This window comes from Pseudomonas sp. CCI4.2, assembly GCF_034350045.1.
Taxonomy (GTDB): Bacteria; Pseudomonadota; Gammaproteobacteria; order Pseudomonadales; family Pseudomonadaceae; genus Aquipseudomonas.
This window is the reverse complement of sequence record NZ_CP133781.1, coordinates 2401711-2428704: the sequence shown is the minus strand read 5'-3', so window position 1 is coordinate 2428704 and position 26994 is coordinate 2401711. Positions and strand designations below refer to the sequence as shown.

Genomic DNA, 26994 nt, shown 5'->3' with positions numbered 1-26994 from the left:
TAATCACCGTGCATATCGCTGACATGACCATGTTCTACGCCCCTGCCAGCGGTGGCGTGCGCACGTATCTAGATGCCAAACACCGTCGCTTGGGACGTTATCCGGGAGTTCGTCATAGCCTGTTGATCCCGGGAGCCAGCCTGAGTCATAAGGACGGTATTTTTAAGGTACCCGCCCCGGCGGTGCCGTTCGGGAACGGTTACCGGTTCCCCCTTCGCCTAGCGCCATGGCGAAACGTCCTGCACGATTTACAGCCTGATCTGATTGAAGTCGGAGACCCCTATCTAACGGCATGGGCGGCACTTGATGCACGCCGTCAACTGGATGTACCCGTCATTGGCTTCTATCATTCTGATTTGCCGCTGCTGGTCAGTAACCGCATCGGAAGTTGGATTGGAACCAATGTCGAAGCTTACGTCAGTAAGCTGTACAGCAACTTTGATCGGGTATTGGCGCCCAGCAGTGCCATGGCCAACAAACTCATTGGGCTGGGTGTACAAAATGTCCATGTTCAACAACTGGGTGTGGACCTGGCGACCTTTACTCCGACGTTGCGCGACCCCAGTGTTAAAGCCCAATTGGGACTCGCCGAAGACTCGCGTCTTTTGATCTTTGCTGGCCGAGGCTCACGGGAGAAAAATGTGCCTGTGTTGTTGGACTGCATGAAACGCCTCGGGCCGGAGTATCATTTGCTACTGGTCGGCTCTCATATGCCAGCGGTGGTCCCGGAGAACGTATCGGTGATCGATCATTTTTGCCCAGCCAGCGAAGTCGCCCGTCTGTTGGCCAGCTCAGACGCGCTATTACATGCGGGAGATCAAGAAACCTTTGGCTTGGTGATCCTTGAAGCCATGGCCAGTGGGATTCCGGTGGTTGCCGTGGCGGCCGGTGCTTTCACAGAAATCGTCCCAGAAACCTGCGGAGTGCTTTGCCAACCTAATAACGGAGCGGCCATGGCCAGCGCTGTGCAGGAGCTGTTCAACCGCGACAGCACACTCATAGGCATTCAAGCGCGCAAATTTGTTGAACAGTACTTTGCCTGGGACACGGTGGTAGCGGGCCTGCTTCAGCACTATCAAGCCGTACTCGGCACCCGGTCGCCGGTACTCGTTCATGTCTGAAACCAATCCCGCAGTGCTGTTGGTGCTGCACGATGTCGCGCCTGAAACCTGGGCCGACTATCAGCCATTCGTGGAGGCCGTCGACGCTCTGGGCGACATTCCCATGACGTGGCTGGTGGTTCCTGATTTCCACAAACGCAACCCTTTAGCTACTGACATTCGTTTCCAGCGCGTCTTGGAACATCGCTTGGCCCGTGGCGATGAACTCGCGCTGCACGGTTACCACCACAGTGACGACGGCCCTCCTCCGAAAACCCCGCGTGAGTATTTCATGCGCCGTATTTTTACGTGGGAAGGCGAGTTTTACGCCCTCGATTACGATCACGCCCTCGCCCGATTACAGGCCGGCGTTGAGCTTTTTGAGCGTCTTGACTGGCCGCTTCACGGATTTGTAGCACCGGCCTGGCTGATGAGTCTCGGGACGCGGGAAGCGCTGCGTGCCCTGCCTTTTTCCTACACCAGCGATTCACAACATCTGTTTCAACTGCCGGACTTTTCTAAAATCGAAGCACCAGGAATCGTCTGGAGTGCCGGCAGCGCCTGGCGCAGAGGCGTGTCAAAACTGGTCAGCGACCGGCTTGAATTCAAATTCCAAACGGCGCAAACGATTCGGCTGGGTTTGCACCCGGTTGACATGCGCCACACATTCTCTCGGAACTATTGGCTGCAACTGCTGCAACGGCTAATGGACAGTGGTCGCACGCCAATGACCAAAGCCAGTTGGCTGGCCACGCAGCGCCCCGTTCTGAGGTCTGCCGCGTGAAACGCCTGGCCTTACTACTCGCCACATTGTTGGCGGCGGTCTTGATACCGCTGCTAGTGGGAGGGAGCGAAACCTTGCGGCGGCTACGGGATTTTCCGCTGGGGCTGTTACTCGCCATGTTCGGCATGATCTTGCTGTGCTGGGGGTTAAACGCGCTGCGATTGCGTCTTTTGCTGGGCGACAATGTCCGCGAAATGAGTCCACTGAAAAGCCTCGGCGTGGTTATGGCCACGGAATTTGCGTACTGCGCTACGCCAGGAGGCACCGGTGCGCCGCTGACCTTAATGGCACTGCTGTCGCGTAACGGCGTAAGGCCGGCGAAAAGCAGTGCAGTGTTCGCTACCGACCAACTGAGTGATCTGCTGTTTTTCTTATGCGCACTGCTGGGCATCCTGTTTTATGCCTTGTTTCACAGCCTGAGTCAGAAACTGGAATGGATGCTGGGTCTCAGCGCCACCCTGATGCTGGTCGGGCTTTGTCTGTGCCTCTGTTTGGCCCGGTACCATCGGCAGATCATCACGCTCAACGGCCAGTTGCTCAAACGCCTGAACACCAACGCCATCACGCGAAGACGCTGGGCGCGAAAGCTGCTGCATTTCCGTGATGCGTTGGCTGACACCCTGAAAATGCCTCGAACAAGATTGACGTTGGTATTTCTACTGACCTGCCTGCATTGGGGATTGCGCTACAGCGTGCTGTACCTGGCGTTGCGTGGGCTAGGGACGGATGTTCAGTGGGCATGGAGCTTTCTGATCCAAATGCTTTCACTGAGTGCCGGCCAATTGAGCTTGCTACCGGGAGGTGCGGGCGCGGCAGAGTTGACCTCCGCCGCGCTTTTGGCCCCGATGGTCGGAAATTCCACTGCCGCTGCGGCCATCGTGATCTGGCGTGCCGTGACCTATTACTTTTACTTGGTCGTCGGCGGCCCGGTGTTTTTGCTGCTCATCAGCCGACCGCTGCTTAATAAGCTCATGCGCTTTAGAGAAGCCTGACGGTTATTTATTTTCAGGTTTCTCGGGAGAAGGCGCGTCCTGTAATTGCTGCCACAGGTGCGCCGCGCCCTCAAACTCAGTGCCATCGTCCGGCCCCAATGCTTCTGGGTCGTAACGGCTCAAACAGCCCTCACCTAACGTAGGCGGTGCAATGGACGTGGCTTTATCGAGTGGGGCGGTCATGTGCGTCTGCGGCTTCCTTAATCAAACACCACGGTCTTGTTGTCGTGCACCAGCACGCGGCCTTCCAAATGCGAGCGAAGGCCACGGGCAAGGACCATCTTTTCAACGTCTCGACCGAAGCGGACCATATTTTCGATACTGTCGCGGTGGCTCACGCGCACCACGTCCTGCTCGATGATTGGGCCGGCATCTAGCTCTTCGGTGACGTAATGGCAGGTTGCGCCAATCAGCTTTACCCCACGCAATGACGCCTGGTGATACGGCTTGGCGCCCACGAACGAGGGCAGGAAGCTGTGGTGAATATTGATCACTTTATGCGCGAAGTCTCGGCACAGCTGCGGCGGTAAAATCTGCATGTACCGCGCCAGCACCACCACGTCAGCTTGATGATGCGTGACCAGACGCGAGACCTCGGCGAATGCCGGTTCCTTGTCGGCAGCGTTCACTGGCACATGGTAATAAGGAATCTTGTGCCACTCGACCATGCTGCGCAGGTCTTCATGGTTAGAAATCACGCAGGCGATCTCACAGTCCAGTTCGTCCGTGTGCCAACGATGTAAAAGATCTGCCAGGCAATGGGATTCACGGCTGGCCATCAACACCACACGCTTCTTCTGAGCGGAATCGGTGATGCGCCAGTTCATGGAGAACTCTTGGGCAATCGGCGCAAAGGCGTCACGAAAGGCCTCGAGTTCAAGGGGCAATGTATCGGCGCGAATCTCGTGACGCATAAAGAACCAGCCACTGAGATTGTCCGAGTGATGGCTTGCTTCGGTTATCCAGCCGTTATAGGACGCCAGAAAGTTACTGACTTTAGCAACGATGCCGACACGGTCCGGGCAAGCAATCACCAGGCGAAAAGTGCGCATGTGGGGAAACTCCAGAACTTCGCAAAGGCCGCCATTCTAGCGATTACGCGGCAAAACTGCAGTAATCCTCTTGGCTTGTTTGCCGCCACCCCACAATTATCCGTTCGCCGGGTACAGACTGCTGACACCTCCCGATCGGTCACCTCGATAGCGATAGCAAAACGACTCGATAGAAAATGGCAATAAACGCCTGCTCTTTAGGGTCTGCAGGGAATTATCTAGTGTTAACCCACCAATTGCATAAGCCTGATTCTTAAATAAATGCGCTAAAACTTTTCTTTAATGTTTACTTGATCAAAGTGTCTGACTATTATTGCGTCACTGTCTCCCTGTCACGCCACAACATTAGGTAACTCTCATGTCCTTGATCAACGAATACCGCGCCACAGAAGAAGCCATCAAAGAACTGCAAGCCCGTTTGAAAAATCTGTCCCAAGACGACAAACTCCAAACTGAACTGGAATTTGAAGGCAAACTGCGTACCTTGATGGGCGAATATCAAAAATCGCTGCGTGACATAATTGCACTGCTGGATCCAGAAGCAAAAAGCGGCAAGCTTCCACGTGGCGGCGCTGTTAAGCCTACCGGCACTAAGCGCGCCCGTAAGGTCAAGCAGTACAAAAACCCGCATAACGGCGAAGTCATTGAAACAAAAGGCGGCAACCACAAGACTCTGAAAGAGTGGAAAGCCAAGTGGGGCGGCGACGTCGTTGAAGGCTGGGCAACTCTGCTGGGCTAAGCAACAACGTCGTCAGCAATGACGTCTAAAAAAAACGCCAGCTCTCTGGCGTTTTTTTATAGCTTTAATTTGCCTTAATTTGTAACAAAGTACCTCGGAAGCTCACCCGTAGGCGGTCAGAGGCAGAACCGAACCTTAAGTTGCTCTGCATAGTGTTGCCATTTACCCAAGATTTTAAGCTGCTCAGCCGACGCACTAAGGGATGCTGTGATCAACGCCTCAGTAAAACTTTGTAAAGTATTTGGCGCACCGCTGCTTGGGTTTGACAACCGTTGCCGACAAAAGGCGTGCCAGCGATGTTGCTCCTCGACCGTCAGGGTGTTCGCAAAGTTTCTTGCTCGGTACCTGAATAACAATTCAGGAAGACGCTCATCATCGAAAGGCCATTCATCACGGGCAAGATGTTCGGGTTCCGCGATGCGCACTTGATCACAAAGCCGACGATCACGATCGCCCAGAAACCCATCATATAACTGCTGTTCTGGATCCTCACTTGGCGTAAAGTCGTCTCGGCCATACACCGCCTTCAGTTTATCCTGCCAAAGTTCCCGACCATCGATTAAGCGCTGCACACGCTGGCTATAGTTGGTCATGTCCAATTGCAAACGTTGTTGATCTTCAGCTCGTAGCACGCTGAGCGGTGCGATCACCGGACAGCGATTTATATGGAGCACTTTAAGCGGTACCGGCAACTCTCCTTCCGGCAGATCATCACGGCGGGTATATAAGCGCTCGCGCAATGTATCGACGTCATGCTCTAGCAGTGGTGCAGGGTCCAAATGCAAATCGCAAACAATCAGCGCGTTGCGATTTTGCGGGTGCCATGCCAATGGCAGCACCACGCCCAAATAATGCCGGGCAGCGGAAAAGCGCCCCGAGATGTGCACCAAAGGCTGCATCAGCCGGATTTGATCCTGTACCCGTTGCTTGCTGCGCAACTGAAACAGGTAGTCATACAATTTGGGCTGCTTATCGCGAACCAAGCGCGCCAGCGCGATGGTAGCGCGCACATCGGACAGCGCATCATGCGCCTGGCCATGGTCGATTCCATTGGCTGCGGTCAGTCGCTCCAACTTCAGCGTGACGCGCCCCTCCTCTTCGGGCCAAACGATTCCGTCAGGGCGCAACGCATAGGCGGTTCGCACCACATCGATCAAATCCCAGCGGCTATTGCCGCCCTGCCATTCGCGGGCGTACGGATCGAAGAAGTTTCGGTACAGGCTGTAGCGGGTGACTTCATCGTCGAAGCGCAACGTGTTGTAACCGGCACCGCACGTACCTGGAGCAGACAACTGAGCATGGACCCGGGTCATGAAGTCGGCCTCGGTCAGCCCCTGTTCCGCCAGCCGATCCGGGGTGATGCCGGTAATCACGCAGGCAGCAGGATGCGGCAGGATGTCCTCGCTGGGCTGGCAATACAGGTTGATCGGCGCCGCAATCTCATTGAGCTCAGCGTCGGTGCGGATACCGGCAACCTGTAGCGCGCGATCATTACGCGGGTTGATACCGGTGGTTTCATAGTCGTACCAGAAGATGCTGGAGGTCACGGGCTATTCCTGAGCAAAAGACTGGCGAATTGTAGGGCGTGCAACGCGTAAAGGGTTAATCGTCAAATTCAAACACACAACTCAGGGCCGAAAAATTGCCTTATTCAGAGACTGTTTGTAACGGATTCAAGAGTCTGGTTGCTTCACTGGCCCGCGCTGGCTAGCATCGGACTTTGTTATCAGACAAGCACGTTCCGAAAATGCCCTCCCCGCCCGCTTCGCCAAGGATTGCAGCGTCGACAGAGCCGCTGGACACCCGTGCGCGAATTGAAACCCCGGAAGGATTCGACTTGATATTGCGCCCTGCGGGGCTGGTGCCACGTTCGCTGGCGTTCAGCATTGACCTACTGATTCGCGTGTTGGTGATCGGTGGGCTGTTCCTGTTTTTCAGTGTATTCAGTACCTTCGGCAACGGCTTGGGCTTGCTCGTACTGTTTGTCGGAAACTGGTGGTACCCGGTGCTGTTCGAGGTCCTGAATCAAGGACGAACCCCCGGAAAGCAGCTCATGGGCCTACGCGTTGTTCATGACGACGGCACCCCCATTGGTTGGGCGGCGTCATTGACGCGCAATCTGCTGCGTTTTGTCGACATGTTGCCGTTCGGCTACGGCCTTGGTGCCGTCTGCTGCCTGCAACATCCCGAGTTCAAACGCTTGGGTGATCTGGCTGCCGGTTCATTAGTGATCTATCGGGACGCGCTCACCGCGTACCCCGTTTTACCGGATGCGGTATCGCAGGCGGCGCCTTTGGTTCTGACGCTGGATGAACAGCGAGCCGTGCTGGAGTTCGCCGAGCGCCAAATCCGTCTGTCTCCCGAGCGCACCCAGGAACTGGCTGAAATTGTGGCGTTGCCCTTGCAGATTCCTGCTGATCAAGCGGTTGCCCGGCTTAACGGAATCGCTCGCGGTTTGCTGGGGTCGCCATGAAGCAGAATCAATTCGAAACTCGCTACCAACCCGACTGGCAGCGCTTTGCCAATCTGTTGGAAACACTTGAACGTGGCAAACCCGACAGCACCGCCTGTGCCGGATTCGCTGGCGACTATCGACGCATCTGCCAACAATTGGCCCTGGCCCATGAGCGCGGTTACAGCAGCTACCTGATCGATTCCTTGCAACACTTGGCGACGCGCGGCCATCAACAGTTTTATCGGCATCGCAGCCAGCTGGGCCCACAGATGCTGAGTTTTATCCTCGCAGGCTTCCCTCGACTGGTACGAGAGCAATGGCGCTTCGTGCTAGCCGCGAGCGTGTTGTTTTTTGGCAGCCTGATCGGCATGGGCCTGTTGGTCTATTTTTTCCCGGACCTGGTCTACAGCGTCGTCAGCCCCGAACAACTGACGGAAATGGAAAGCATGTACGACCCCGCCGCCCGCCGCCTTGGCGAAGCAGCCATACGCGGCTCAAGTGAAGACTGGATGATGTTCGCTTACTACATCATGAACAACATCGGCATCGCGTTTCAGACATTTGCCACCGGTGTGCTGTTCGGCCTGGGCAGCGTGTTTTTTTTGCTATTCAACGGGCTGATGATCGGCGCCGTGGCCGGGCATCTCAGCAGCATCGGTTTTGGGCAAACATTTTGGTCGTTTGCCATCGGCCATGGTGCGTTCGAGTTAAGCGCCATCGCCTTGGCCGGGGCTGCGGGAATGAAACTGGGCTGGGCGCTGCTGGCACCGGGCGCCTTAACCCGCAGCGAAGCGTTGCGTCTGGCGGCAAAAATCAGTGTACGGCTGATGTACGGGGTCATGCTGTTTTTACTGATCGCCGCCTTTATCGAAGCCTACTGGTCATCGTTGAACAGCTTTCAGCCCCTGACTAAATACCTGGTCGGCGCCGCGCTGTGGACGCTGGTCGCGACCTACCTTATCTTCGCCGGCCGGAGTCGCCATGCGCCTCACTGACGCCAGCGTTACGATTCGTCCGCGCAATCCTTGGGAAGCCATCGATCTGGGCGTGCTGTTAGCGCGCGAACATCGTGCGTTGCTAATGAGCAGTTGGGCCATCGTTACGCTGCCTATATTTGCCCTCCTCAGTTTGGTGTTTTGGGATTATCCAGCACTGGCGATCTTGTCGTTTTGGTGGCTAAAACCGATCTTCGAGCGCTTGCCGTTACTCATCCTGTCTCAAGCGCTATTTGGCTCGACGCCCAGTCTTCAGCAGGCATTGAAAGGATGGCTGCGCCTGATAAAACCGCAGTGGTTCGCCAGTTTGACGTGGCGACGGCTGAGCATGAGCCGCAGCTTCAAAATGCCCGTGCAGCAACTTGAGGGTTTATCCGGCCCAGCACGCCAACAGCGCATCAGGGTTCTGAGCCATGGAAGTCTTCGCGCCGCCCGCTGGTTGACGTCCATCGGAAGCAGCCTGGAGTCGACATTGTGGCTGGGCTTGATGGCGGTCTTTTATTTTCTGATTCCGCAACAGATTCGCCTGGATTGGAGCTGGAACAGTGTGCTCGACCTTCAAGAAAACTGGACGTGGCTTGAGCACCTGAGCAATTCGTTTTATGCACTGGTACTGGTTTTTTGGGAGCCCATCTACGTGGCGTGTGGTTTCACGCTGTACCTGAACCGCCGGACCGAGCTGGAAGCCTGGGACATTGAATTGGTCCTGCGACGTTTACGCCAACGCCTGATCGGCAGCGCCTACGTCATGTTGATCGGCGTCGGGTTAGTCTTCTCGGCGGCTACGCCTTCTGCCTGGGCGGACGAACAAATCTACAGCTGCCCGTTGCCACCGTCAGACGCCACGGCAGCGAACCGAGCCGATGCCGGACCCGATAGCCCGCGATTAACTCACCAAAAGCTGACCAGCAGCGCCGCTCGCGAGAGCATCAAGACGCTGGTGGCGCAACCGCCATTCAAGAACCCTGAAACCATCAACGGTTGGCGTGCGATCAAAAATCCGTCATCTGCCGAGCACCCTGCGCTGCCCGGCCAGTGGTTATTGGACCTGATCAACTGGGCGGAGCATGCCGCTAAACTATTTGCCCGTGTCGTTGAAGTGCTGCTCTGGACTGCGGCCGTGGTCTTAATGAGCGTATTAATTTGGCGCTATCGGGCTTGGTTACGCACCTTTGTCAGCCGGCAAACCACCCGACCGATTGATCGCGACAGTGCGCAACAGCTTTTTGGCTTGCACGTAAGTGCACAAAGCCTGCCCGACGACGTGGCCACAGCCGCCGAACGTTTGTGGCCAAACCAGCCTCGCGAAGCACTGGGGCTGCTGTATCGGGCGCTGCTCAATCGGCTGTTGACTGACTATCACCTCCCGCTGAAAAATGCCGACACCGAAGGCGAGGTGTTACGGCAGGTCGCGCATCTCAAGCTCAACCGACTCAACGAGTTCAGCCTGACCCTGACTGCCCATTGGCAGAATCTTGCCTACGGGCACCAGTTGCCTGATGTGCATTTACAACGCGAGTTATGCGAAGGCTGGCGTCAATTGTTCGGTCGCCCATCCGACAACGCAAAGCGCCCATGAGCAAGCGCAACGCATGGGTTATCGGACTGCTGGTGCTTGGTTTACTGGCGCTGGCCGGACGCTATTTTTATACGCACCTTGAGCGCTACAGCGAGGTCATTGATCACGGCCCATCGCGGATAGCACGCACCAACCCTTACCTGGCAGCTGAACAGTTTTTGCGGCAGCGCTCGGTGCCCGTCGAGGTGACCCATGTCCTTTCGAATTTGCCTGACGCCCGCCTTGACACGCGCACGCTGCTGTTACTCGCCGACCGCGAAAACATGACGCCTCGGCAAGTTGACCGGTTATTGAACTGGACCAAATCTGGCGGGCATCTGTTATTCGTCGCCGAACAATTGTGGGACGAGCAGAAAGGTCGCAGCGGCGATTTGCTGCTGGACCGCGTGCAAATTCATCAAGTCCTCAGTGCCAGTCTTCAACCGCCAGAGCGCACGAACAGCACACCCCTGAAACCCTCCAGCGACTTATTGCTTGCCTTGCTCCCGCCCGCTGAATCACCTCAGTTGACAAAGCTCTATTTGGAGAACGAGAGCGATCCGGCGTATTTCAGTTTTGACACTCGCTTTCATCTGGAAGACCCGAAGGATCACGCGCAGACCTGGGCCAACAGCGAAGGGTCGACGCACATGATGCAACTGGTATATGGCGACGGATTGATCACGGTATTGACCGACAGCGATCTCTGGAAAAATAACGCCATCGAACACGACGACAACGCGTGGCTGCTTTGGTACCTGACGCAGGACAGCACTGTCACGATGCTCCTGCAGACCGAACACGGCGATTTATTCAGTCTCCTGCTGCGTAAGTTCCCGCAAGCGCTGGCAGCCTTGGCGTTGCTGATCGGGTTGCTGCTGTGGCATACCGGAGTACGCCAAGGCCCGCTGCAGGCAACGGCGTCAAGGGCGCGTCGACAGTTGATCGAACACCTGCGCGCCAGCGCCGACTTTATACTCCGGCGCAGCGGTCAATCCGCTCTGCTGCGTGGGCTGCAACAAGACATCTTGCGCCGCGCCCGGCTACGCCATCCCGGGTTCGAACGTCTGGGTGTCGCCGATCAATGGCAGGTGCTTGCACGCCTGACGCAACAACCGACCAGTGCTATCGGTCAAGCCTTGCGCCCACCGCCCAATAAAAAGCTGTCCGCCACCGAATTCACCCGCCAGGTTGCCCACCTGCAAACACTCAGGAATGCCCTATGAGCGAACACTCGACGGACCCGCAAAGCAGCGCCGAGACCCCGCCTGCCGCGAGCAATCAGGCTCAACAACGCCAACGTGCCACCCACTTGGCTCAGGCGCTTCGTCATGAATTACAGCAGGTCGTCATTGGCCAGGTTGCGGTGATCGACGACGTGTTAACGGCATTGATCGCAGGCGGTCATGTGTTGATCGAAGGCGTTCCGGGCCTGGGCAAAACTTTGCTAGTCCGCGCCCTCGCCCGCTGCTTCGGCGGCGACTTCGCGCGTATCCAGTTCACCCCCGATCTAATGCCCAGTGACGTGACCGGCCACGCCGTATACGACATCCAAACAGAACAGTTCAAACTGCGCAAAGGGCCCCTATTTACCAACTTGCTGTTGGCCGACGAGATCAACCGCGCGCCTGCAAAAACCCAGGCGGCGTTGCTCGAAGCCATGCAAGAACGTCAAGTCACACTCGAAGGTCGCGCCCTGCCGATTGCTCAGCCGTTCATGGTGCTGGCCACACAAAACCCCATCGAACAAGAAGGCACCTACCCTCTGCCCGAGGCGGAACTCGACCGTTTCATGCTTAAGCTGCGCATGGACTACCCCGAAGCAGCCGAAGAACTGAGCATGGTCCGACAAGTCACCCGCTCGACCAAAGCCGACATGCTTGACGTGCAGCCACCGCGTACCCTTTTGCAGGCCAAGGATGTTTTGATCCTCCAACGCATTGCCAGTGAGTTACCCCTGGACGAACAGGTGCTGGATTATGCCGTACGCCTGGCTCGCACCACCCGCAAGTGGCCGGGCCTGACCCTCGGCGCTGGGCCGCGTGCGTCCATCGCACTGGTTCGTGGCGGCCGCGCCCGAGCAATGTTGCGTGGCGGCGAATTCGTCATCCCGGACGACATCAAAAGCTGCGCATTGGCGGTGTTGCGTCATCGGGTCCGGCTCTCGCCGGAGCTGGATATAGAAGGGCTGTCCGTGGATCAGGTACTCAAGCAGTTGCTTGATCAGGTTCCGGCACCGCGTCTGTGAAACAGATCCTCAAGCCATCTCGCCTGCAGCTTATATGGCTCGGCGGGCTGACCGGCGTGGCGGTGATCGTCGGCACCTTGACGGCGCTGGGCGTGAATCTTCCGAGCAGCGTTTCGGCAGTCTGCTGGGGATTGCTTCTGGCGATGATGATCCTCAGCCTGATTGATGCCTTGAAGCTTTTGCGGGTGCCGTCGCCACGCCTGCAACGTCGGTTGCCGGGCAGCCTGGCTTTGGGACGCTGGAGCGATGTGAGGATCAGCATCGAACACGACTACTCGCACCCGATGACACTGGGTATATTTGACCATGTGCCCGCAGGGCTGACCTTCGAAAACCTGCCTCAGTCCATCACGCTGCGCCCCGGAGAATTCGGCGAGTTGAGTTATCGACTGCGCCCCGTGAGTCGTGGGCATTTCGACTTTGGACGTTGCGAAATAAACCTGCCCAGTGCGCTGCGTTTATGGACCACCCGCCGCTATGTGCCGCTCACCGGGGCAAGCCGCGTATACCCCGATTTTGCGCGCCTATACGGCGGCCAGTTGCTGGCGGTGGACAACTGGCTGAGCCAACTGGGAGTTCGCCAGCGTCAGCGTCGCGGCTTGGGACTGGAGTTCCATCAACTGCGAGAGTTTCGCGAAGGCGACAGCTTGCGCCAGATCGACTGGAAAGCTACGGCGCGCCAACGCACACCCATTGCTCGCGAATATCAGGACGACCGCGATCAGCAGATTATTTTCATGCTCGACTGCGGCCGACGCATGCGCAGCCAGGACGGTGATCTAGCCCATTTCGACCATGCGCTGAATGCTTGCCTGCTGCTCAGCTACATCGCGCTGCGCCAGGGCGACGCAGTAGGCCTATTAACCTTTGCCGGCGAGCAGCAGCGCTATCTGGCCCCGGTCAAAGGCACCAGCCAATTGAACCGATTGCTCAACAGCGTCTACGACTTGAAAAGCACTCAGCGGGCAGCCGACTACAGTGTCGCCGTGCGCCAACTGCTCGTTCGGCAAAAACGCCGCGCACTGGTGATTCTTGTGACCAATCTGCGTGACGAAGACGATGAGCAATTGATTGGCGCGGTCAAGCAGCTCGGTCAGCATCACCGGGTATTGGTCGCCAGCCTGCGCGAAGGATTACTCGACAGCGTGCGCCAGACCCCTGTCCAAACGTGGCAAGATGCGCTGGCTTATTGCGGCACCGTTGAAGTCCTCAACGCTCGCACAGATCTGCACGAACGGTTGATCGCTCATGGCGTGCCAGTAGTGGATGCGCGCCCTTTGGAACTGGGGACACAATTGGTAAGCCGATACCTGAGCTGGAAAAAGGCTGGCACGCTTTAAGTCGGTGCCAGCGTTCGATCCCATTGCACTGTCAGGCGGAAGCGCTTTCAGAATGGAAGCTAAAATACTGCTGCAATGCCAGCACCAGGTGCATGTAGTCGATGGGCATGGTCCGCAACGCAAACCCCGAATCGTAGTTACCGGGGGTTTCGTCTTCTTGGCACCAGAGACAGCCTGCATTGAGATCAATATGCCGTGGCACGCCTGCGCTGCCGGGAATTTTCAATTGCAATTCGAAATCAGCGCCCACCAGAATTGGCAGATTGCTGATCAACATCAAGCCGTGTTCGGAAACGTTGCCTAAATAACCCATCGGTTTATCCGTATACCGATTGAATATCTGCAAATAGCACGGCAACTGGTGACGCTCGATTCGTCGTTCGATTAACATGTCTGACGGTCGCCATGAATAACCATTAAGCATGGTCGCGCTAGTGCTATGTGATTTCGCGCCGGGCTCGTAGCGTTGCCGCCACCCAGGCCAAATCTCCCTTTTTATTCCCGCGCGCCCTCTAACTCCCCAATGCCGTTATGTGTGCGGAATTCGTATTGGAATGCTCGTTCGCGTGGGAATATGCCGGTCCATGGCCAACTGTGCGCTTTACGTCAGTGCCTCCACTCCATGAACACAATAGTAGCTCAAGGCTGGCACTCAGCTATTCAAAAGAGTGACCGTCGATCCAATTGAATGCAATTAAAGCGGGGACGGGGTCGTTTGAGCAGATTCGCCAGGATGGAAATGCCCAAGCTGCTGCAGAGTGTCCAGTCGCGCTCGCGCCCGGAATGCATACTCACTGCTCGGGTATTCGGTAATGATGAACTGGTAAGTCTGCGCAGCATCGACGTACAGCTTCTGACGCTCCAAGCATTGGCCGCGTAACATCGAAACTTCAGGCTGAATGTAACGACGCGCGCGGCTTTCGCGCTCAACCTGAGACAACTCGATCATCACGCTATCGCAATTCCCGCTAGCATACGAGCGGTAAGCGCTATTGAGGTGCTCGTCCATGGACCAACGGGTACAGCCGACGACACTCGCCATCAGGGCAAAAACGATCAAAATTCGCATGGGGCTCTCCTGTGCTCTGCAGTGTATCGACCCCGTACGGATTTTCTTCAGGTTGTTTTTTGCCCTGCGCACGGGCTATCAGGTAGTGCAAAGGAACAATGACTACAGCTCAAGACAGTAGTAGCCTCACGCTGCGCTTCAACTAAGGAGACTGTGCATGACCGTTCGTCGCACCAAAATCGTCGCCACCCTTGGCCCGGCCAGTAACTCGCCGGAAGTCCTCGAACAATTGATCCTGTCAGGCCTGGACGTTGCCCGCCTGAACTTCTCCCACGGCACGCCGGAAGAGCACAAAGCTCGCGCCCTTCTGGTTCGGTCGATTGCCGCCAAGCACGGGCGCTTTGTCGCACTGCTGGGCGACTTGCAAGGTCCTAAAATACGGATCGCCAAATTCGCCAACAAGAAGATCGAGCTGAAAGTCGGTGACTTGTTCACCTTCTCCACCACGCATCCTCTGAATGAAGGCACCCAAGACATCGTCGGTATCGACTACCCAGATCTGGTCAAAGACTGTGGCGTGGGCGATGAGCTGCTGCTCGACGATGGCCGTGTGGTCATGCGTGTCGACAGCGCCACCGTCGACGCCTTGCACTGCACCGTGCTGATCGGCGGCCCACTGTCCGACCATAAAGGCATCAACCGTCGCGGCGGCGGTCTTACCGCGCCAGCCTTGACTGAAAAAGACAAGGTCGACATCAAGCTCGCAGCGGAAATGGAACTGGACTATCTGGCCGTTTCATTCCCACGCGATGCCGCCGACATGGAATACGCACGCAAACTGCGTGACGAATCAGGGGGCACTGCCTGGCTGGTCGCGAAGATTGAACGAGCCGAAGCCGTGGCGAACGACGAGACCCTCGACGCGCTCATTAAAGCCAGTGACGCGGTGATGGTTGCCCGTGGTGACTTGGGTGTTGAAATCGGCGATGCCGAGCTGGTAGGCGTTCAGAAACGCATCATCTTGCACGCACGCCGCCACAACAAAGCGGTGATCGTCGCAACCCAGATGATGGAGTCGATGATCAATAACCCGATGCCGACTCGTGCCGAAGTGTCCGACGTGGCAAACGCCGTATTGGATTACACCGATGCAGTCATGCTGTCGGCAGAAAGTGCGGCGGGCTCATACCCGATCGAAGCGGTCCAGGCCATGGCGCGGATTTGTGTCGGCGCTGAAAAGCACCCGACCGGGAAGTCCTCCAGCCACCGCATTGGCACAACCTTTACGCGTTGCGACGAGAGCATTGCACTGGCCGCCATGTACACGGCGAACCACTTTCCCGGCGTGAAAGCGATCATCGCCCTCACCGAAAGCGGTTACACACCGTTGATCATGTCTCGGATCCGCTCTTCGGTGCCGATCTACGCATTCTCCCCGCACCGTGAAACCCAGGCGCGGGCCGCCATGTTCCGTGGCGTCTATACCGTACCGTTTGACCCAGCAGCGCTGGAACCCGGCAAAGTCAGCCAATCGGCAGTGGACGAGTTGCTTAAACGCGGCCTGGTGCAAAAAGGCGACTGGGTCATCCTGACCAAAGGTGACAGCTATCACACCATCGGCGGTACCAACGGCATGAAAATCCTGCACGTCGGCGATCCAATGGTCTAAGACCGCCCCGGCAGTATCAAAAGCCCCGGCTCGAAAGAGTCGGGGCTTTTTCATTAGGGCGGCGCGCCACACTTGCGCGCAGCAAACACCGGGCAACGGTCTCAAATTCAACACGTTACATGGTGTTTGAGGGGAACGCCTCAAGCACGACTGAGAAACACATCAGCCAATAGCTGATTGCGTGGCAACCCGGCCATGTAGAGACGTTTGGCAAATTGTTCGACGCCGGCAGGCCCGCCACACAACAATGCCATGGTCTGGCGCGACACGACTCGCAACGCGGCCAGTGCAGCGGGGAACTCAGCGGCGGTGATTAACTCGACCTGCACCTGTGAATGTACCGCCGCCAGTTCCGCTAACGGACCGGCCATATAATGCTCGCTGGCGTCGTGAGCAACATGCATAACGCGAATGGCACCTTGATGCTCCTGACGCAGCGCCTCGCGCAGCACGCCCCACAGCGGCCCCAGTCCGGTGCCTGCCGCCAGCAACCATAACGGACGAGGCTGCCAATCAGGATCATATTGCAGAGCCCCACCGCGCAGCTCACCCAAGCGCATCGAATCGCCGGCTTGCAACTGACGCGCAGCGTCACTAAACGCCCCCGGTTGACGGCAGTCGAGGTGAAACTCCAGAAATCGGTCTTCTTCCGGGAGGCTCGCCAACGAATAAGGACGAGCTACGCCATTGGTGGCCCACAACACCAAGTGCTGTCCGGCGCGATAACGCAAGGGACGCTCGGGAATCAAACGTAAACGCAAAACCGTCGGGCTAAGCCATTCACATTGGTCGACCTTGGCAGGAAGACCATCGCGCAATGGGTCAAAGACTTCCACGGTCAGATTTTCGACGACCGAGCACTGGCACGCCAACCGCCAACCCTGCTGCCTTTTACCCGCTTCAAGTGCTTCAGGCATCGCGTCAGCCGGCTCACCGCTTAGACATCGCACCAAACACGCGTGGCAACTGCCCGCGCGGCAACTGTAGGGGACAGTGATACCCGAGCTGTTCAGTGCATCCAGCAGGTTACTGGCGGACGCGACCGACCATGTCCGGTCGCCAACACTCAATTCAGGCATCCTGATTTTCCCAGGCAGCGGCACAGCGATTACGTCCACTGCGTTTTGCGCGGTACAACGCCTGATCGGCACGCTGTAAGGCTTCGTCGAGATGATCGCCCATGTCCAGTAACGTCATACCCACCGAAAGGCTCAAACCCGGGATCACCATCCCGACCAACTCAACGCGAGAGAACGCTTCACGTAGCCGTTCGCAACAATGGGTCAGATGCTCAGAGGTGCATTGCGGGATCAACAGCACGAACTCCTCTCCGCCATAGCGAGCCAGTACATCGCCCTCACGCAGACACGCGGTGGCGACAGCGGCGAATGCCTGCAACACCTGATCGCCGGCGGCATGTCCGTGGGCGTCGTTAATACGCTTGAAGTGATCCAGATCGATCAACGCCAGGCCATGGGAATATGACGAGTTCATGGAGTCGAGTTCACGCGAGGCCATGCGCAAAAAGTGACGACGATTGAACAAGCCAGTCAATTCATCCGTCGCAACCAAGTCTTCAAGCTGGCGCATCATTCCACGCAGCGTGTCTTGATGCGCTTGGAGTGCGAAACGACGCTGCCGCAAGCGCTGCTGGGAGCTTTGAACGTAACGGGCATACAAGCATAGCCAAAACAGCACAACAAACAGCGTCAGTGTCTGTAATTCTGCCAGTCCGGGATCGGGCAATTGCTGGTGGAACGCTTCCCATAGGTTGAGCCCGGCAAAGCTCAAAAACACGAACGCCACGCAACGCAGAAATGCCCTTGGCTGTAGATGAAACAAGCCAAACAGCATGATTAGCAGGTACATGACAAGGAAGGTTCCTCGCGCGCTGTGCAAGTGGGCCAGTAAAAAGGTTTGCCAGCCCAACGCCATCATGACTTGCAGTTCGGTCAGGCCGGGGTCGCGAAAACGCAAGTTGTAACCGCGCAGGAACACCAACCACAACACCGCTTGGCTGAGAATCACCAGACCCGTGCTCACTGAGGCTTCGTGCGGTGGCGCTTGGTAATAATTGCTAAGAATAGCGGCCCAAACGAGTATCAGCACCAGCACATACGTGCCAGCCGCCAAGGCAAATCGCTTGATTAACAAATTCTGTGTGGCTTTTTCGGTCACTCGTTGACTCACCGTGCTCAAAGGAATTCCTTTCCGTTCCGGCATAAACCGCCTAGGTGGCTATTTCCGCAAGCCGCTTGCCGCCCATTGCGATGACACTCGAAGACTGCGCGTTTTGTGGGTCATTGCTGGGTTGCGATTCCTTGCAGCGTACGGGGGCTGGGCTTCGACAAGTGACCAGCCAGCTTGGCGGCCACTTGCCACTCTAATATTCCCACCCATAAATGACTATTCAATTCTCTACTTGGAAAACTCAAAACTTCTCGTTCCACGCAAAAAGGGTGCCGGTACCGGGGCAGACTTTGGTTTGTGTCCAATCGGATGTGTGCAGAGCTGAGCCGCGTTATACTGCCGCGCCTTTTTTGCGTCGGCGTTGTGGGCCGGCGCGCTTATTAAAAGATGTTTTCAGCAGCCCCCCGCAGTACTGTTGAACGCAGCTTATTAATGTTCCCGTCCTATCAGAGGAGCGTGCCACATGACCGTGATCAAGCAAGACGATCTGATTCAGAGCGTCGCCGATGCCCTACAGTTCATTTCCTACTACCATCCGGTAGATTTCATTCAGGCCATGCATGAAGCATGGCTGCGCGAGGAGTCACCTGCCGCGCGCGATGCCATGGCTCAGATTTTGATCAACTCGCGCATGTGCGCGACAGGTCATCGTCCAATCTGCCAGGACACAGGGATCGTCACCGTCTTTGTTCGCGTGGGCATGGACGTGCAATGGACCGGCGCCACCATGGGCTTGGACGACATGATCAACGAAGGCGTGCGTCAGGCTTACAATCTTCCGGAAAACGTCCTGCGTGCGTCGATCCTGGCCGACCCGGCTGGCGCTCGAAAAAACACCAAGGACAACACCCCGGCGGTGATCCACTACTCCATCGTTCCCGGCAACACCGTGGAAGTGGACGTGGCGGCCAAAGGTGGCGGTTCGGAAAATAAATCGAAGATGGCGATGCTCAATCCGTCCGACTCGATTGTCGACTGGGTACTCAAGACCGTTCCGACCATGGGCGCTGGCTGGTGTCCACCGGGCATGCTCGGCATCGGCATTGGCGGCACCGCGGAGAAAGCGGCGGTTATGGCCAAGCAGGTGCTGATGGACTCTATCGACATCCACGAGCTGAAACAGCGCGGCCCATCGAGCCGCATCGAAGAGCTGCGACTGGAGCTGTTCGAAAAGGTCAACCAACTCGGCATCGGCGCTCAGGGCCTTGGCGGCCTGACCACCGTACTCGACGTGAAGATCATGGACTACCCAACCCACGCCGCTTCGTTGCCGGTGTGCATGATCCCGAACTGTGCTGCCACTCGGCACACCCACTTCGTGCTTGACGGCAGTGGCCCCGCCTCGCAAGAAGCGCCACCGCTGAGCGCGTACCCAGACATCGTCTGGGAAGCAGGCCCTTCGGCTCGCCGGGTCAACCTCGACACCCTGACGCCGCAAGACGTACAAAGCTGGAAGCCGGGCGAAACCTTGCTGCTTAACGGCAAGATGCTCACCGGGCGCGATGCGGCACACAAACGCATGGTGGAAATGCTTGACCGTGGTGAACCCCTGCCAGTTGACCTCAAGGGTCGCTTCATCTACTACGTCGGCCCGGTTGATCCGGTGCGCGATGAAGTCGTAGGACCCGCCGGTCCAACCACTGCCACGCGGATGGACAAGTTCACCCGGCAAATCCTCGAAGAGACTGGCTTGCTGGGCATGATCGGCAAATCCGAACGCGGTCCAGCCGCTATCGAAGCGATCAAAGACAACAAAGCGGTGTACTTGATGGTTGTCGGCGGCGCGGCATACCTGGTCGCTCAGGCGATCAAGAAGTCTCGCGTACTGGCCTTCCCTGAGATGGGCATGGAAGCGATCTACGAGTTCGACGTGACAGACATGCCAGCCACCGTTGCGGTGGACACCAAAGGCGAGTCCGTTCACAACACCGGTCCTGCGATTTGGCAGAAGAAGATCAGTGAGAGCTTGGCGGTGGAGATCTAGCCGAGCCAATGTACCCAATGACCAAATCCGGACTGACAGGCCGGATTTGGTCGGCTGGAGCCTAGATCAACGTACCGCGGCGGCGCGTGTTATCACTCACAAGCCCGACTCGAAGATAGTGTGATTCTTGTTTTAATGAACGCACTACGAAATTTTTGCCGGGAGGAAATAATCCCTCTATCTCCATACGCCCAAAAATTTCTTTCGCTCCTCCCTCCTGTAACTCAAACAAAACCGGATAGGTAGACGCCGCAAAGCCACGCCCGTGATAAGTATCACCTGAAAAATTTTTAGCTGTACTTTTGTCTGGGCTGAACGCGGCAAAACCCGAGGTAGTTAAGAGTTGCCCCAACGCTAACGTTGCTTCTTTGGCAATACGCCCCCCCCTGTACAAGGTCCCATTCATAGAAGCACCCAACGATGCGCCGAGCATCTTCACAACTTGCTTAGGGTGTGCCTCATAGTTGCCCAGTTTATTTATTGCAGATTTGAACGTTTTTTGACGGGATTCGGAAAGCCCGCATCCCTGCTCACCGCCGCCGCGACCGAGTTCTAATCCGGCTAAGTTACTGGCCTTAGCCAACGTCAGTTTTGACGCCCCGCTTCTGGCTATCTCATTGAAATAACCGGCACCCACATTTGTGCTCCAGAAAAGATGGAGGCCCATTTTCTCATCCGCAGTCATATCAGGAAGTACAGTCGCCCTCGCTTCGATCGTTTTTTTTTCAAAAGCCAACCGTGCATATAAATTTTTTTTTGACTCCGCAAAGAATGTTTTAGCAAGGTCCCACTGCGTCTGTGCATGCTGTTCACGGCTCCAACCGTATTTGTCCATCCGTGCTTGCATTTCATTCCACGCGTTATCTTTTTTTCTTTCAATTCCCTCTTCGGTGAGTGCGCTTTCGCTACCAAACACTCTATTCGCGGTTGAGCGAGCCAAGGCGTTCATGTTGACATCATTCATGTCTTTCTTGCTATGCCCCTGCACATCAACATGATTGACTGGTTGATTCCCAACCATCACATAAAGATTTAACCCATCCACAACCCCGACAGGATCCGGGTTTATCCACCTGGCCAACCAAGGCGCGTAATACCGGAAGCCATAGTAACAAAGCCCCGTAGCGTCGCGTTCCTTGCCGCAATACCGAATCGTTTTGTAGTTTACTTCTACTGCGCTTCTGCCGGCCCACCACGCTGTTCCGCCAAAAGGGTAATACCCTTCCTGGCTGATCAGATTCGCCTGCTCATCCAGTTCAATGCAATTCGATCCCAAGTGGTCAATAAGGCTGTATCTGAATTGATCATTGACGACATCTTCAGGCTTACCTTTTACCCAATGTAAAACGCAAGCGCCCGAAATACTTATGACGTGAAATATTTCATCCGTAGCAGTGTTAGTACGAATTTCCAGTCCGGGTAAGTAACGTACTTCAGCACGGTGAGTCACGCTGGCGGCCTGAGTCCTATGGGCTTTACGTACTCGCCGGCCACCTCCGTCATAAATATAACGCTCATAGTCATCGTCACCGCTGTCACGCACCACCGGAGTGACTTGCTGCAATTGATTTCGCGGGTCCCACATCAGCGACTGGCCTGGCTGCAGAGCGCATAGATTACCTTTTTCATCAAACCCTGCTAAAAGTTCCGCCTCATCAGGTATATGACCATCCACCACCGGCAAGCTTCGGTTTGAATAGCGAGCGGTGACCATTTGACGGGTGTAACTCCGGCCACCGACATGGGCCAACGTTTGCAGATTGCCTGCTGCGTCATAGGTATATCGCTGGGTGTAATTGGCCATTCCGCCAGGGTCAATCCCTGGCGATTGAAACCCGGGAAGATCCGGGCCTGGTGAAGCATCGATAGCCTCTCGACCCGTGGCCTTGATTAGCTGATAAAGCGTGTCGTAAGCGTAGGTGCTGACCGGAGCAATGGCCTGATTACGAAAGTATTTCGTCGATTGTGCGGCGTCTTCAATTCGCAGGATATTGCCTACTGGATCGTATTGGTAAGTCAGATCCTGCAGCACGTGACTATCCTTGCGAGCCATACAGCGCTGCAGTCGACCGTCGACCGGGTTGTAGCGATGGAGGGTGGCTACGCCGTTACCCGCCACCTCGCTTTCAATTCGATCGAACTCGCTGTAGCGTGCCTCACTCAGAACGACCTGCTCGGGTCGCCCCGCCAGTTGAAGCCACGTGCTTTTTAACTGGCCCGCCACGGTGAACACCAATCGATGTGAGTTGCTCTGGGCATCCGTGCGGCTTATCAACTCTCCCAACGCGTTAAATCGTGAGCAACTGACTGCGCCGGGCGCGGTTTCCAGCAATTTCTCGCGGTCCGCTTCAACCTCGGGCCAGTCCGGGAGCTCAAGCTCGGCAAGGAACCGGTCCTCTTGCTTAGTCACCGCGCCGGTAATGGCGCTCCCCTGAATCCAGAGTGAACCTGCCGTATGGTCATGTCGCAGCATCTGACCGCAACGGTTGACAGCGGCGGCTTCGGCATCATTTCCGGCGTACGTAAACCGTTCACTGACCCGCGCAACTCCCTCCCGGCCTCGCTCTTGAGTGATCACAGGGCGTAGCAACTCATCGTACGTGGCTGAGGCGTGAGTGTTCGCGCCTGACCAATGCTCCATCAGTTGCCCCGCTTCGCCGCTCAAGCAAACCCGCCAGCCGGCATCAACACTCTCCTCAAGCAATACCGAACCCGACAAACTCAATACATGGTTGAGGTTGAAAGGAACGGCGCTATCATTTTGCGCAAGTGCCAACAAGCGCGGGTCACGACTGCACAGAGCAAAACCCGACGCACTGTAACGTTGCTCGGAAATACGTGGCTGCAATGCCACGTCAGGTTGATCCCGAAAATAATGCACGGCACGCGCTATCAGGCCACGAGGCTCTATCACCGACAGCGCGGGGGTATTCGTATGGATTAACACCCGTGCCTCCTCCGCAGTGTGAATATTGCAAGTTTAACTAAACGGTCTTTCAGCGGCTCAGTCATGGTAAATATTAGAATTAACAATCAGTGCCCTTATATTTATTTAGCGCAATGCCCATAGCGAATTTGATTGGAAAACGTTGATTGATATGAAAAGCACTCTGCCCGCCACGAGGCTGTCTGCCCATACTCGCCAGGCCTCACCGAATGATGGACGTTAGTCAAAAAACAATGAGCAGTTATAGCAAACTTATCTTTATCACAAGTGATTGATTGCTGGAGCAATGATCGTGACCCTGCTATTTCTAACAGGCAGTAAAAAATTCTTATCTAACCGTCAATAGGACTCTCACATTTTCATGAGGTCGCTCGACATGGACGTCACCAAATTTTCGTTGATTTCGAACCTGGCAAAGAAAGAGACGGCCGAGGAAACCAGCGACAGCAACAACCGTCAGGCCACGTTTGCCACTGCCATGAACACCCTGGGTTATACATCTGTATTCGATATTGTCCGTCGAGCCAAACCAGCCTTCGTGCGGGATTTGGCTAGACTGAGCAGCGCTGACGGTAGTCGGGCTTACGACAATGCCATGTGTTACGCAATCCAGATTGTGCGTGCGTACCGCGAACAGTTAATATCTTCCGGACAAAAGCAAACCCTAACCCAACGCAGCGGAGTTCGCTCGTTGGTGGACATCGGCCCGAGCTTTCCCAATCTGTTCAGGGAAAACTGGGATACATTTTGTAAAGTCGGCGCCATTGAAGCAATGGACTCTCCGGTTGCTTACCTGGCATCGCTGTATAGGTTCGCGACACAACAGCTCGAAGGTAACACCCCTGAAACCAACCGTATTTCGCTGGATGTCCGACGTCCGGACTTGAGAGAATTACTGATTGATCAACAGAGCACGTTCACTCCCGTCTCGACGTTGAGTATTATCAATACCCTTTTGGAAAGCGTCATCCGGGAATATGTAAATAACGATAGCAACCTTGATAACGGCAAGGCTCCGTATGAGTTGATTGCAGAAAAGCGTCATCCTTTTCTGTTTCCTTATACTTACTCTCACCATGAGATTACGCTGGGCTTATCTGAAAAAAAGACAACCCTAGGCGAAATGAATTACCGCAGCAGCCAAGCGCTGCCATTTTCCGGTGCAGGCAATAATCTTTATGGTGCCACAGCGCATACAGCGCCCAGCGTAGCTCAATGCTGGCTATCGGGTTTGAGTTCGGAACAGCAAGTATTATTAACAGAACCCTCGCTATTTGCTGATTATTATATACCTCACGGTCAACTAACGGGCGTTGCATGGCACGCCGGCGGTTCGTTATCACTGTTGACATGGGAAAATACGGACGTTGGATACCTTATTTTCCCTGAGACGGGCAGCCAATTGGAATGTACTGCATTAATACTTGTAAAGCCTGGAGATACAACTGGATGGGCAATTTTAAACTTAGGTAAAAATGATACGACGACCGGATCCAAAATCAGGCTATATGGATATCAATCCAACCCAGAAAAATATTTTAAACCCAACAATCCAGAGACCACACCCGGGTCGGAGAAAAGTCTGAGGGTACAATATCTTAGCGCAGACAATGATAACCTACCCTTTCCAGAAATAACTGAACCTAGCCTACACAGTTTTGTGGTGAAGGTTGTAGCGCCTACCCCGGGGGACGATATAACTTACTCCAGTCTGTTCGATCTGAAGGTCACGTTATCGCTGAGCTATTATTTACCTGATGACTATCAACTGACGGAAGTCCAAATGGGTTTTTTTAAAAAAAACTATGGCACAACGGTGCCCTACGCCCAAGCAAACCCCCTCATACGCATTAAGTCGTTCCTGGAAAAAACCGGTTTAAACACAGCAGAGCTTGAATCATTACTCGCTCAAAAAAGCTATGCCCCAACGTGTTCAGCCAACTGTTTGCCCGTGAACCCACTGTTTAAGAGCGGTGAGTTTAAATTCCCTCAAGCTTTGCACTATGGGGCAAGCTATGTTAACGGCGTGGGAGGTCGCGACCCTGGCACGGTTAATTTCGACAAAAACAACAATTCGATGGACTTGGCTTTAGTAGCCGATGAACAGAACATTAGCTCCTGGCAGTTGACCAACGCTTCGCTCAACCGCTTTGATCGTCTGCAGCGAATGATCCGGCTGCAACGCTGGATGGGCATACCTTTCGCCGAGCTTGATACGCTTATAATGGCGGCTGTCCATTCAGAGCGTGAAAAAAATCTGGGCAGAGTATTAAATACTAATACATTGCGAGCATTAGGCACTTATCGCTACTTGAGCAAACGTTACAGCCTTGCGCCTGAAGAATTTGCCGCTTTTATGCACCACCTTACACCTTTTGCCGCAGGTTCGCGTAAGCCGCTGTTTGATAAAGTATTTAATACACCTCAACTCTTTGATACTCCGCTAGTGATTGACGGCGCCGAGTTTTCGATTAACGAGCCCGATCCAGCGGCGCAAAAGACCATTTTACAACTGTGTGCCGGTCTTGGAGTTCAGCCCACCGAAAGCTCTTTTGGTGTGCTTGCAAATGACGTTTCAAATTTCATGCCCCCCCTCGGTGACGCAGGCATTCAAGCACCGCTGGCACTGAAGCGCTCCCTACCCGTGGTGTCGTCTTTTTATCGTCAGGCGCGAATCGCTGAAATGTTTGGCCTCTCAATAGAAGACAGCAGGCGGCTACTCTATTTATTGGGCGGCGATACTTATATCAGGCAAGTTGTCACTGGACGGCTTAGCCCACACCCAGGTGTGGCGCAAGAGGAATCCGATGCGGTAGCGGATATTCTCGATATTCTAATGCAGATGGATTGGGCCAGTGGTTGGCTTAAGAAAACCGGGCAAACCGCCTCGGACCTGGATCGCTACACGGGTAACTTGCCGGACGAAGCAATGGTTACTCCGCTACTGCTCGATACACTTGAGACACTCGCAAAAAGCGCGATCCAGGTTCAGCTAAATGAAAGCCAATTGGCCGAATTGAGCCTGCCCCCAGCGGCTGGTTGGTGGGGAATTCTTGATAAATGGATTGACGTCAACGGGTTCGTTAAAGCAATACCACTCGAATCATTACATGGACCTGTTGACTATTTCAGCTTTGAAATAGGTCAGTACGTTGGCGACAACTATGACATGGGCAGCGAAATCTACCAAGACACGGTGTGTAAACTGACCAATTTTGTGGTACGCGGTTATTATAGGCAGCATCAACTCATCGAAGAGCTTCTGCAAACCATCACACAGTTACCCAGGGATCGCACAGAGGGCGTGATACGTTGGAGCACGAGCTCATCAGAATTGCTTGGAAAGCTGCTAAACGCCGTCCCTTATTCATTTAATACATTTGACCCAACTCTGCTGAATCTCCTTAAGCCGGTATTTCGCCGTTCAGAAATCATTCAGCGGTGGAACGTCAGTGCACAGGCGTTGCAGACATTTTTGATACATCCCGACTGGCTTAGCTCCGATGAACAATGTCAGGTGCCCGACCTGCGTTTGAATACTATTTATATCATTGATTGCTACACCCGCTGGGTCAACCAGGCTGGAATGTCGGAAGACCGGTTGCTTGATTATTTCAGACTGGCCAATGAAACGCCCGACGTTGAACCAGAGGAATACATTCAACGCTGCGCCGTGGAGCTCGCGGTTTTGATTGGTTGGACAGCCTGCGAAGTAATGCAGGCATTTAGCGAACTGCCGGAGCATTTGGCCAAATCGATGGCTCAGGTGGACTGGATACTGCGAGTGCACAGCGTCAGCCAGGAAACCGGTTTAGCCGTTGGTCCGCTGTTAAAGGCAACGCATTTGTCATTAACCAGTGCCGCAACTGACTGGCAGTTGGTGAGCGAAGGGGTGATGGCGGCTGTTCGACGCTAGAAATCGCACCGTCAGG

The 26994-nt window shown here is 55.3% G+C and carries 21 protein-coding genes; 13 read left to right on the top strand and 8 right to left on the bottom strand.

What is annotated here, in order from left to right; all coding sequences use genetic code 11:
- Window positions 1-8 precede the first annotated feature (8 nt).
- Genes RHM65_RS11005 through RHM65_RS10995 form a run of 3 tightly spaced genes read left to right on the top strand, consistent with a single transcriptional unit; the run spans window position 9 to window position 2876 of the window.
- Window positions 9-1121, top strand: a complete 1113-nt coding sequence (locus RHM65_RS11005) for a glycosyltransferase family 4 protein (protein ID WP_416195035.1) — start codon at window positions 9-11, stop codon at window positions 1119-1121.
- Window positions 1114-1884: a polysaccharide deacetylase family protein gene (locus RHM65_RS11000; protein WP_322185004.1), complete on the top strand. Its 771-nt coding sequence runs from the start codon at window positions 1114-1116 to the stop codon at window positions 1882-1884. The genes RHM65_RS11005 and RHM65_RS11000 overlap by 8 nt, the downstream gene beginning before the upstream one ends.
- Window positions 1881-2876 carry a lysylphosphatidylglycerol synthase transmembrane domain-containing protein gene (locus RHM65_RS10995; protein ID WP_322185002.1) on the top strand — a complete coding sequence of 332 codons (996 nt, stop codon included), beginning with the start codon at window positions 1881-1883 and terminating at the stop codon, window positions 2874-2876. The genes RHM65_RS11000 and RHM65_RS10995 overlap by 4 nt, the downstream gene beginning before the upstream one ends.
- Before the next feature lie 3 nt (window positions 2877-2879).
- Here the strand turns inward: RHM65_RS10995 and RHM65_RS10990 are convergent, their stop codons facing one another.
- Together RHM65_RS10990 and purU are read right to left on the bottom strand one after the other, a co-directional pair.
- Complete coding sequence (locus RHM65_RS10990) at window positions 2880-3059, bottom strand: hypothetical protein (protein ID WP_322185000.1); 180 nt, start codon at window positions 3057-3059, stop codon at window positions 2880-2882.
- Window positions 3060-3076: 17 nt separating this feature from the next.
- Window positions 3077-3928 carry a formyltetrahydrofolate deformylase gene (gene purU, locus RHM65_RS10985; protein WP_322184998.1) on the bottom strand — a complete coding sequence of 284 codons (852 nt, stop codon included), beginning with the start codon at window positions 3926-3928 and terminating at the stop codon, window positions 3077-3079.
- A 358-nt stretch (window positions 3929-4286) separates the two neighbouring features.
- On the opposite strand from purU, the gene mvaT reads away from it, so the two are divergent.
- Window positions 4287-4667, top strand: coding sequence for a histone-like nucleoid-structuring protein MvaT (mvaT, locus tag RHM65_RS10980; protein ID WP_322165962.1), 381 nt, complete (start codon window positions 4287-4289; stop codon window positions 4665-4667).
- Between the two features lie 116 nt (window positions 4668-4783).
- Here mvaT and sbcB read toward each other — a convergent pair whose 3' ends face one another.
- Complete coding sequence (gene sbcB, locus RHM65_RS10975) at window positions 4784-6214, bottom strand: exodeoxyribonuclease I (RefSeq protein WP_322184996.1); 1431 nt, start codon at window positions 6212-6214, stop codon at window positions 4784-4786.
- A 200-nt stretch (window positions 6215-6414) separates the two neighbouring features.
- Here sbcB and RHM65_RS10970 point away from each other — a divergent pair, with 200 nt between their 5' ends.
- The 6 genes from RHM65_RS10970 to RHM65_RS10945 are packed head-to-tail and all read left to right on the top strand — an operon-like array spanning window position 6415 to window position 13263.
- A complete protein-coding gene (locus RHM65_RS10970) occupies window positions 6415-7140 on the top strand; it encodes an RDD family protein (protein WP_322165964.1) in 726 nt (241 codons plus the stop codon).
- Window positions 7137-8117: a stage II sporulation protein M gene (locus RHM65_RS10965; RefSeq protein ID WP_322165965.1), complete on the top strand. Its 981-nt coding sequence runs from the start codon at window positions 7137-7139 to the stop codon at window positions 8115-8117. Before RHM65_RS10970 ends, RHM65_RS10965 begins: the two co-directional genes overlap by 4 nt.
- Window positions 8104-9696 carry a DUF4129 domain-containing protein gene (locus RHM65_RS10960; RefSeq protein WP_322184994.1) on the top strand — a complete coding sequence of 531 codons (1593 nt, stop codon included), beginning with the start codon at window positions 8104-8106 and terminating at the stop codon, window positions 9694-9696. The genes RHM65_RS10965 and RHM65_RS10960 overlap by 14 nt, the downstream gene beginning before the upstream one ends.
- Window positions 9693-10901: a DUF4350 domain-containing protein gene (locus tag RHM65_RS10955; RefSeq protein ID WP_322184992.1), complete on the top strand. Its 1209-nt coding sequence runs from the start codon at window positions 9693-9695 to the stop codon at window positions 10899-10901. Before RHM65_RS10960 ends, RHM65_RS10955 begins: the two co-directional genes overlap by 4 nt.
- The gene (locus tag RHM65_RS10950) at window positions 10898-11923 is read left to right on the top strand and encodes a MoxR family ATPase (RefSeq protein WP_322184990.1); all 1026 of its coding nucleotides are present in this window, start codon (window positions 10898-10900) and stop codon (window positions 11921-11923) included. Before RHM65_RS10955 ends, RHM65_RS10950 begins: the two co-directional genes overlap by 4 nt.
- Complete coding sequence (locus tag RHM65_RS10945; protein ID WP_322184988.1) at window positions 11920-13263, top strand: DUF58 domain-containing protein; 1344 nt, start codon at window positions 11920-11922, stop codon at window positions 13261-13263. Before RHM65_RS10950 ends, RHM65_RS10945 begins: the two co-directional genes overlap by 4 nt.
- Before the next feature lie 31 nt (window positions 13264-13294).
- Here the strand turns inward: RHM65_RS10945 and RHM65_RS10940 are convergent, their stop codons facing one another.
- Window positions 13295-13654, bottom strand: a complete 360-nt coding sequence (locus RHM65_RS10940; protein WP_322165970.1) for a PilZ domain-containing protein — start codon at window positions 13652-13654, stop codon at window positions 13295-13297.
- Between the two features lie 303 nt (window positions 13655-13957).
- On the bottom strand, window positions 13958-14332 hold the full coding sequence (locus RHM65_RS10935; RefSeq protein ID WP_322184986.1) for a tetratricopeptide repeat protein: 375 nt from the start codon (window positions 14330-14332) through the stop codon (window positions 13958-13960).
- Between the two features lie 157 nt (window positions 14333-14489).
- On the opposite strand from RHM65_RS10935, the gene pyk reads away from it, so the two are divergent.
- Complete coding sequence (gene pyk, locus RHM65_RS10930) at window positions 14490-15941, top strand: pyruvate kinase (protein ID WP_322165972.1); 1452 nt, start codon at window positions 14490-14492, stop codon at window positions 15939-15941.
- Between the two features lie 140 nt (window positions 15942-16081).
- Here the strand turns inward: pyk and RHM65_RS10925 are convergent, their stop codons facing one another.
- On the bottom strand, window positions 16082-17020 hold the full coding sequence (locus RHM65_RS10925; RefSeq protein WP_322184984.1) for an iron-sulfur-binding ferredoxin reductase: 939 nt from the start codon (window positions 17018-17020) through the stop codon (window positions 16082-16084).
- Window positions 17013-18119, bottom strand: a complete 1107-nt coding sequence (locus RHM65_RS10920; protein ID WP_322185308.1) for a GGDEF domain-containing protein — start codon at window positions 18117-18119, stop codon at window positions 17013-17015. Before RHM65_RS10920 ends, RHM65_RS10925 begins: the two co-directional genes overlap by 8 nt.
- Window positions 18120-18594: 475 nt before the next feature.
- On the opposite strand from RHM65_RS10920, the gene RHM65_RS10915 reads away from it, so the two are divergent.
- Window positions 18595-20115 (top strand): fumarate hydratase, encoded by a 1521-nt coding sequence (locus RHM65_RS10915; protein WP_322165974.1) that lies wholly within the window; start codon window positions 18595-18597, stop codon window positions 20113-20115.
- Window positions 20116-20176: 61 nt separating this feature from the next.
- On the opposite strand, the gene RHM65_RS10910 is transcribed toward RHM65_RS10915, so the two are convergent.
- Window positions 20177-22996: an RHS repeat-associated core domain-containing protein gene (locus RHM65_RS10910; RefSeq protein ID WP_322184982.1), complete on the bottom strand. Its 2820-nt coding sequence runs from the start codon at window positions 22994-22996 to the stop codon at window positions 20177-20179.
- Between the two features lie 442 nt (window positions 22997-23438).
- On the opposite strand from RHM65_RS10910, the gene RHM65_RS10905 reads away from it, so the two are divergent.
- A complete protein-coding gene (locus RHM65_RS10905) occupies window positions 23439-26978 on the top strand; it encodes a Tc toxin subunit A (protein ID WP_322184980.1) in 3540 nt (1179 codons plus the stop codon).
- The last annotated feature ends 16 nt before the right edge of the window (window positions 26979-26994 follow it).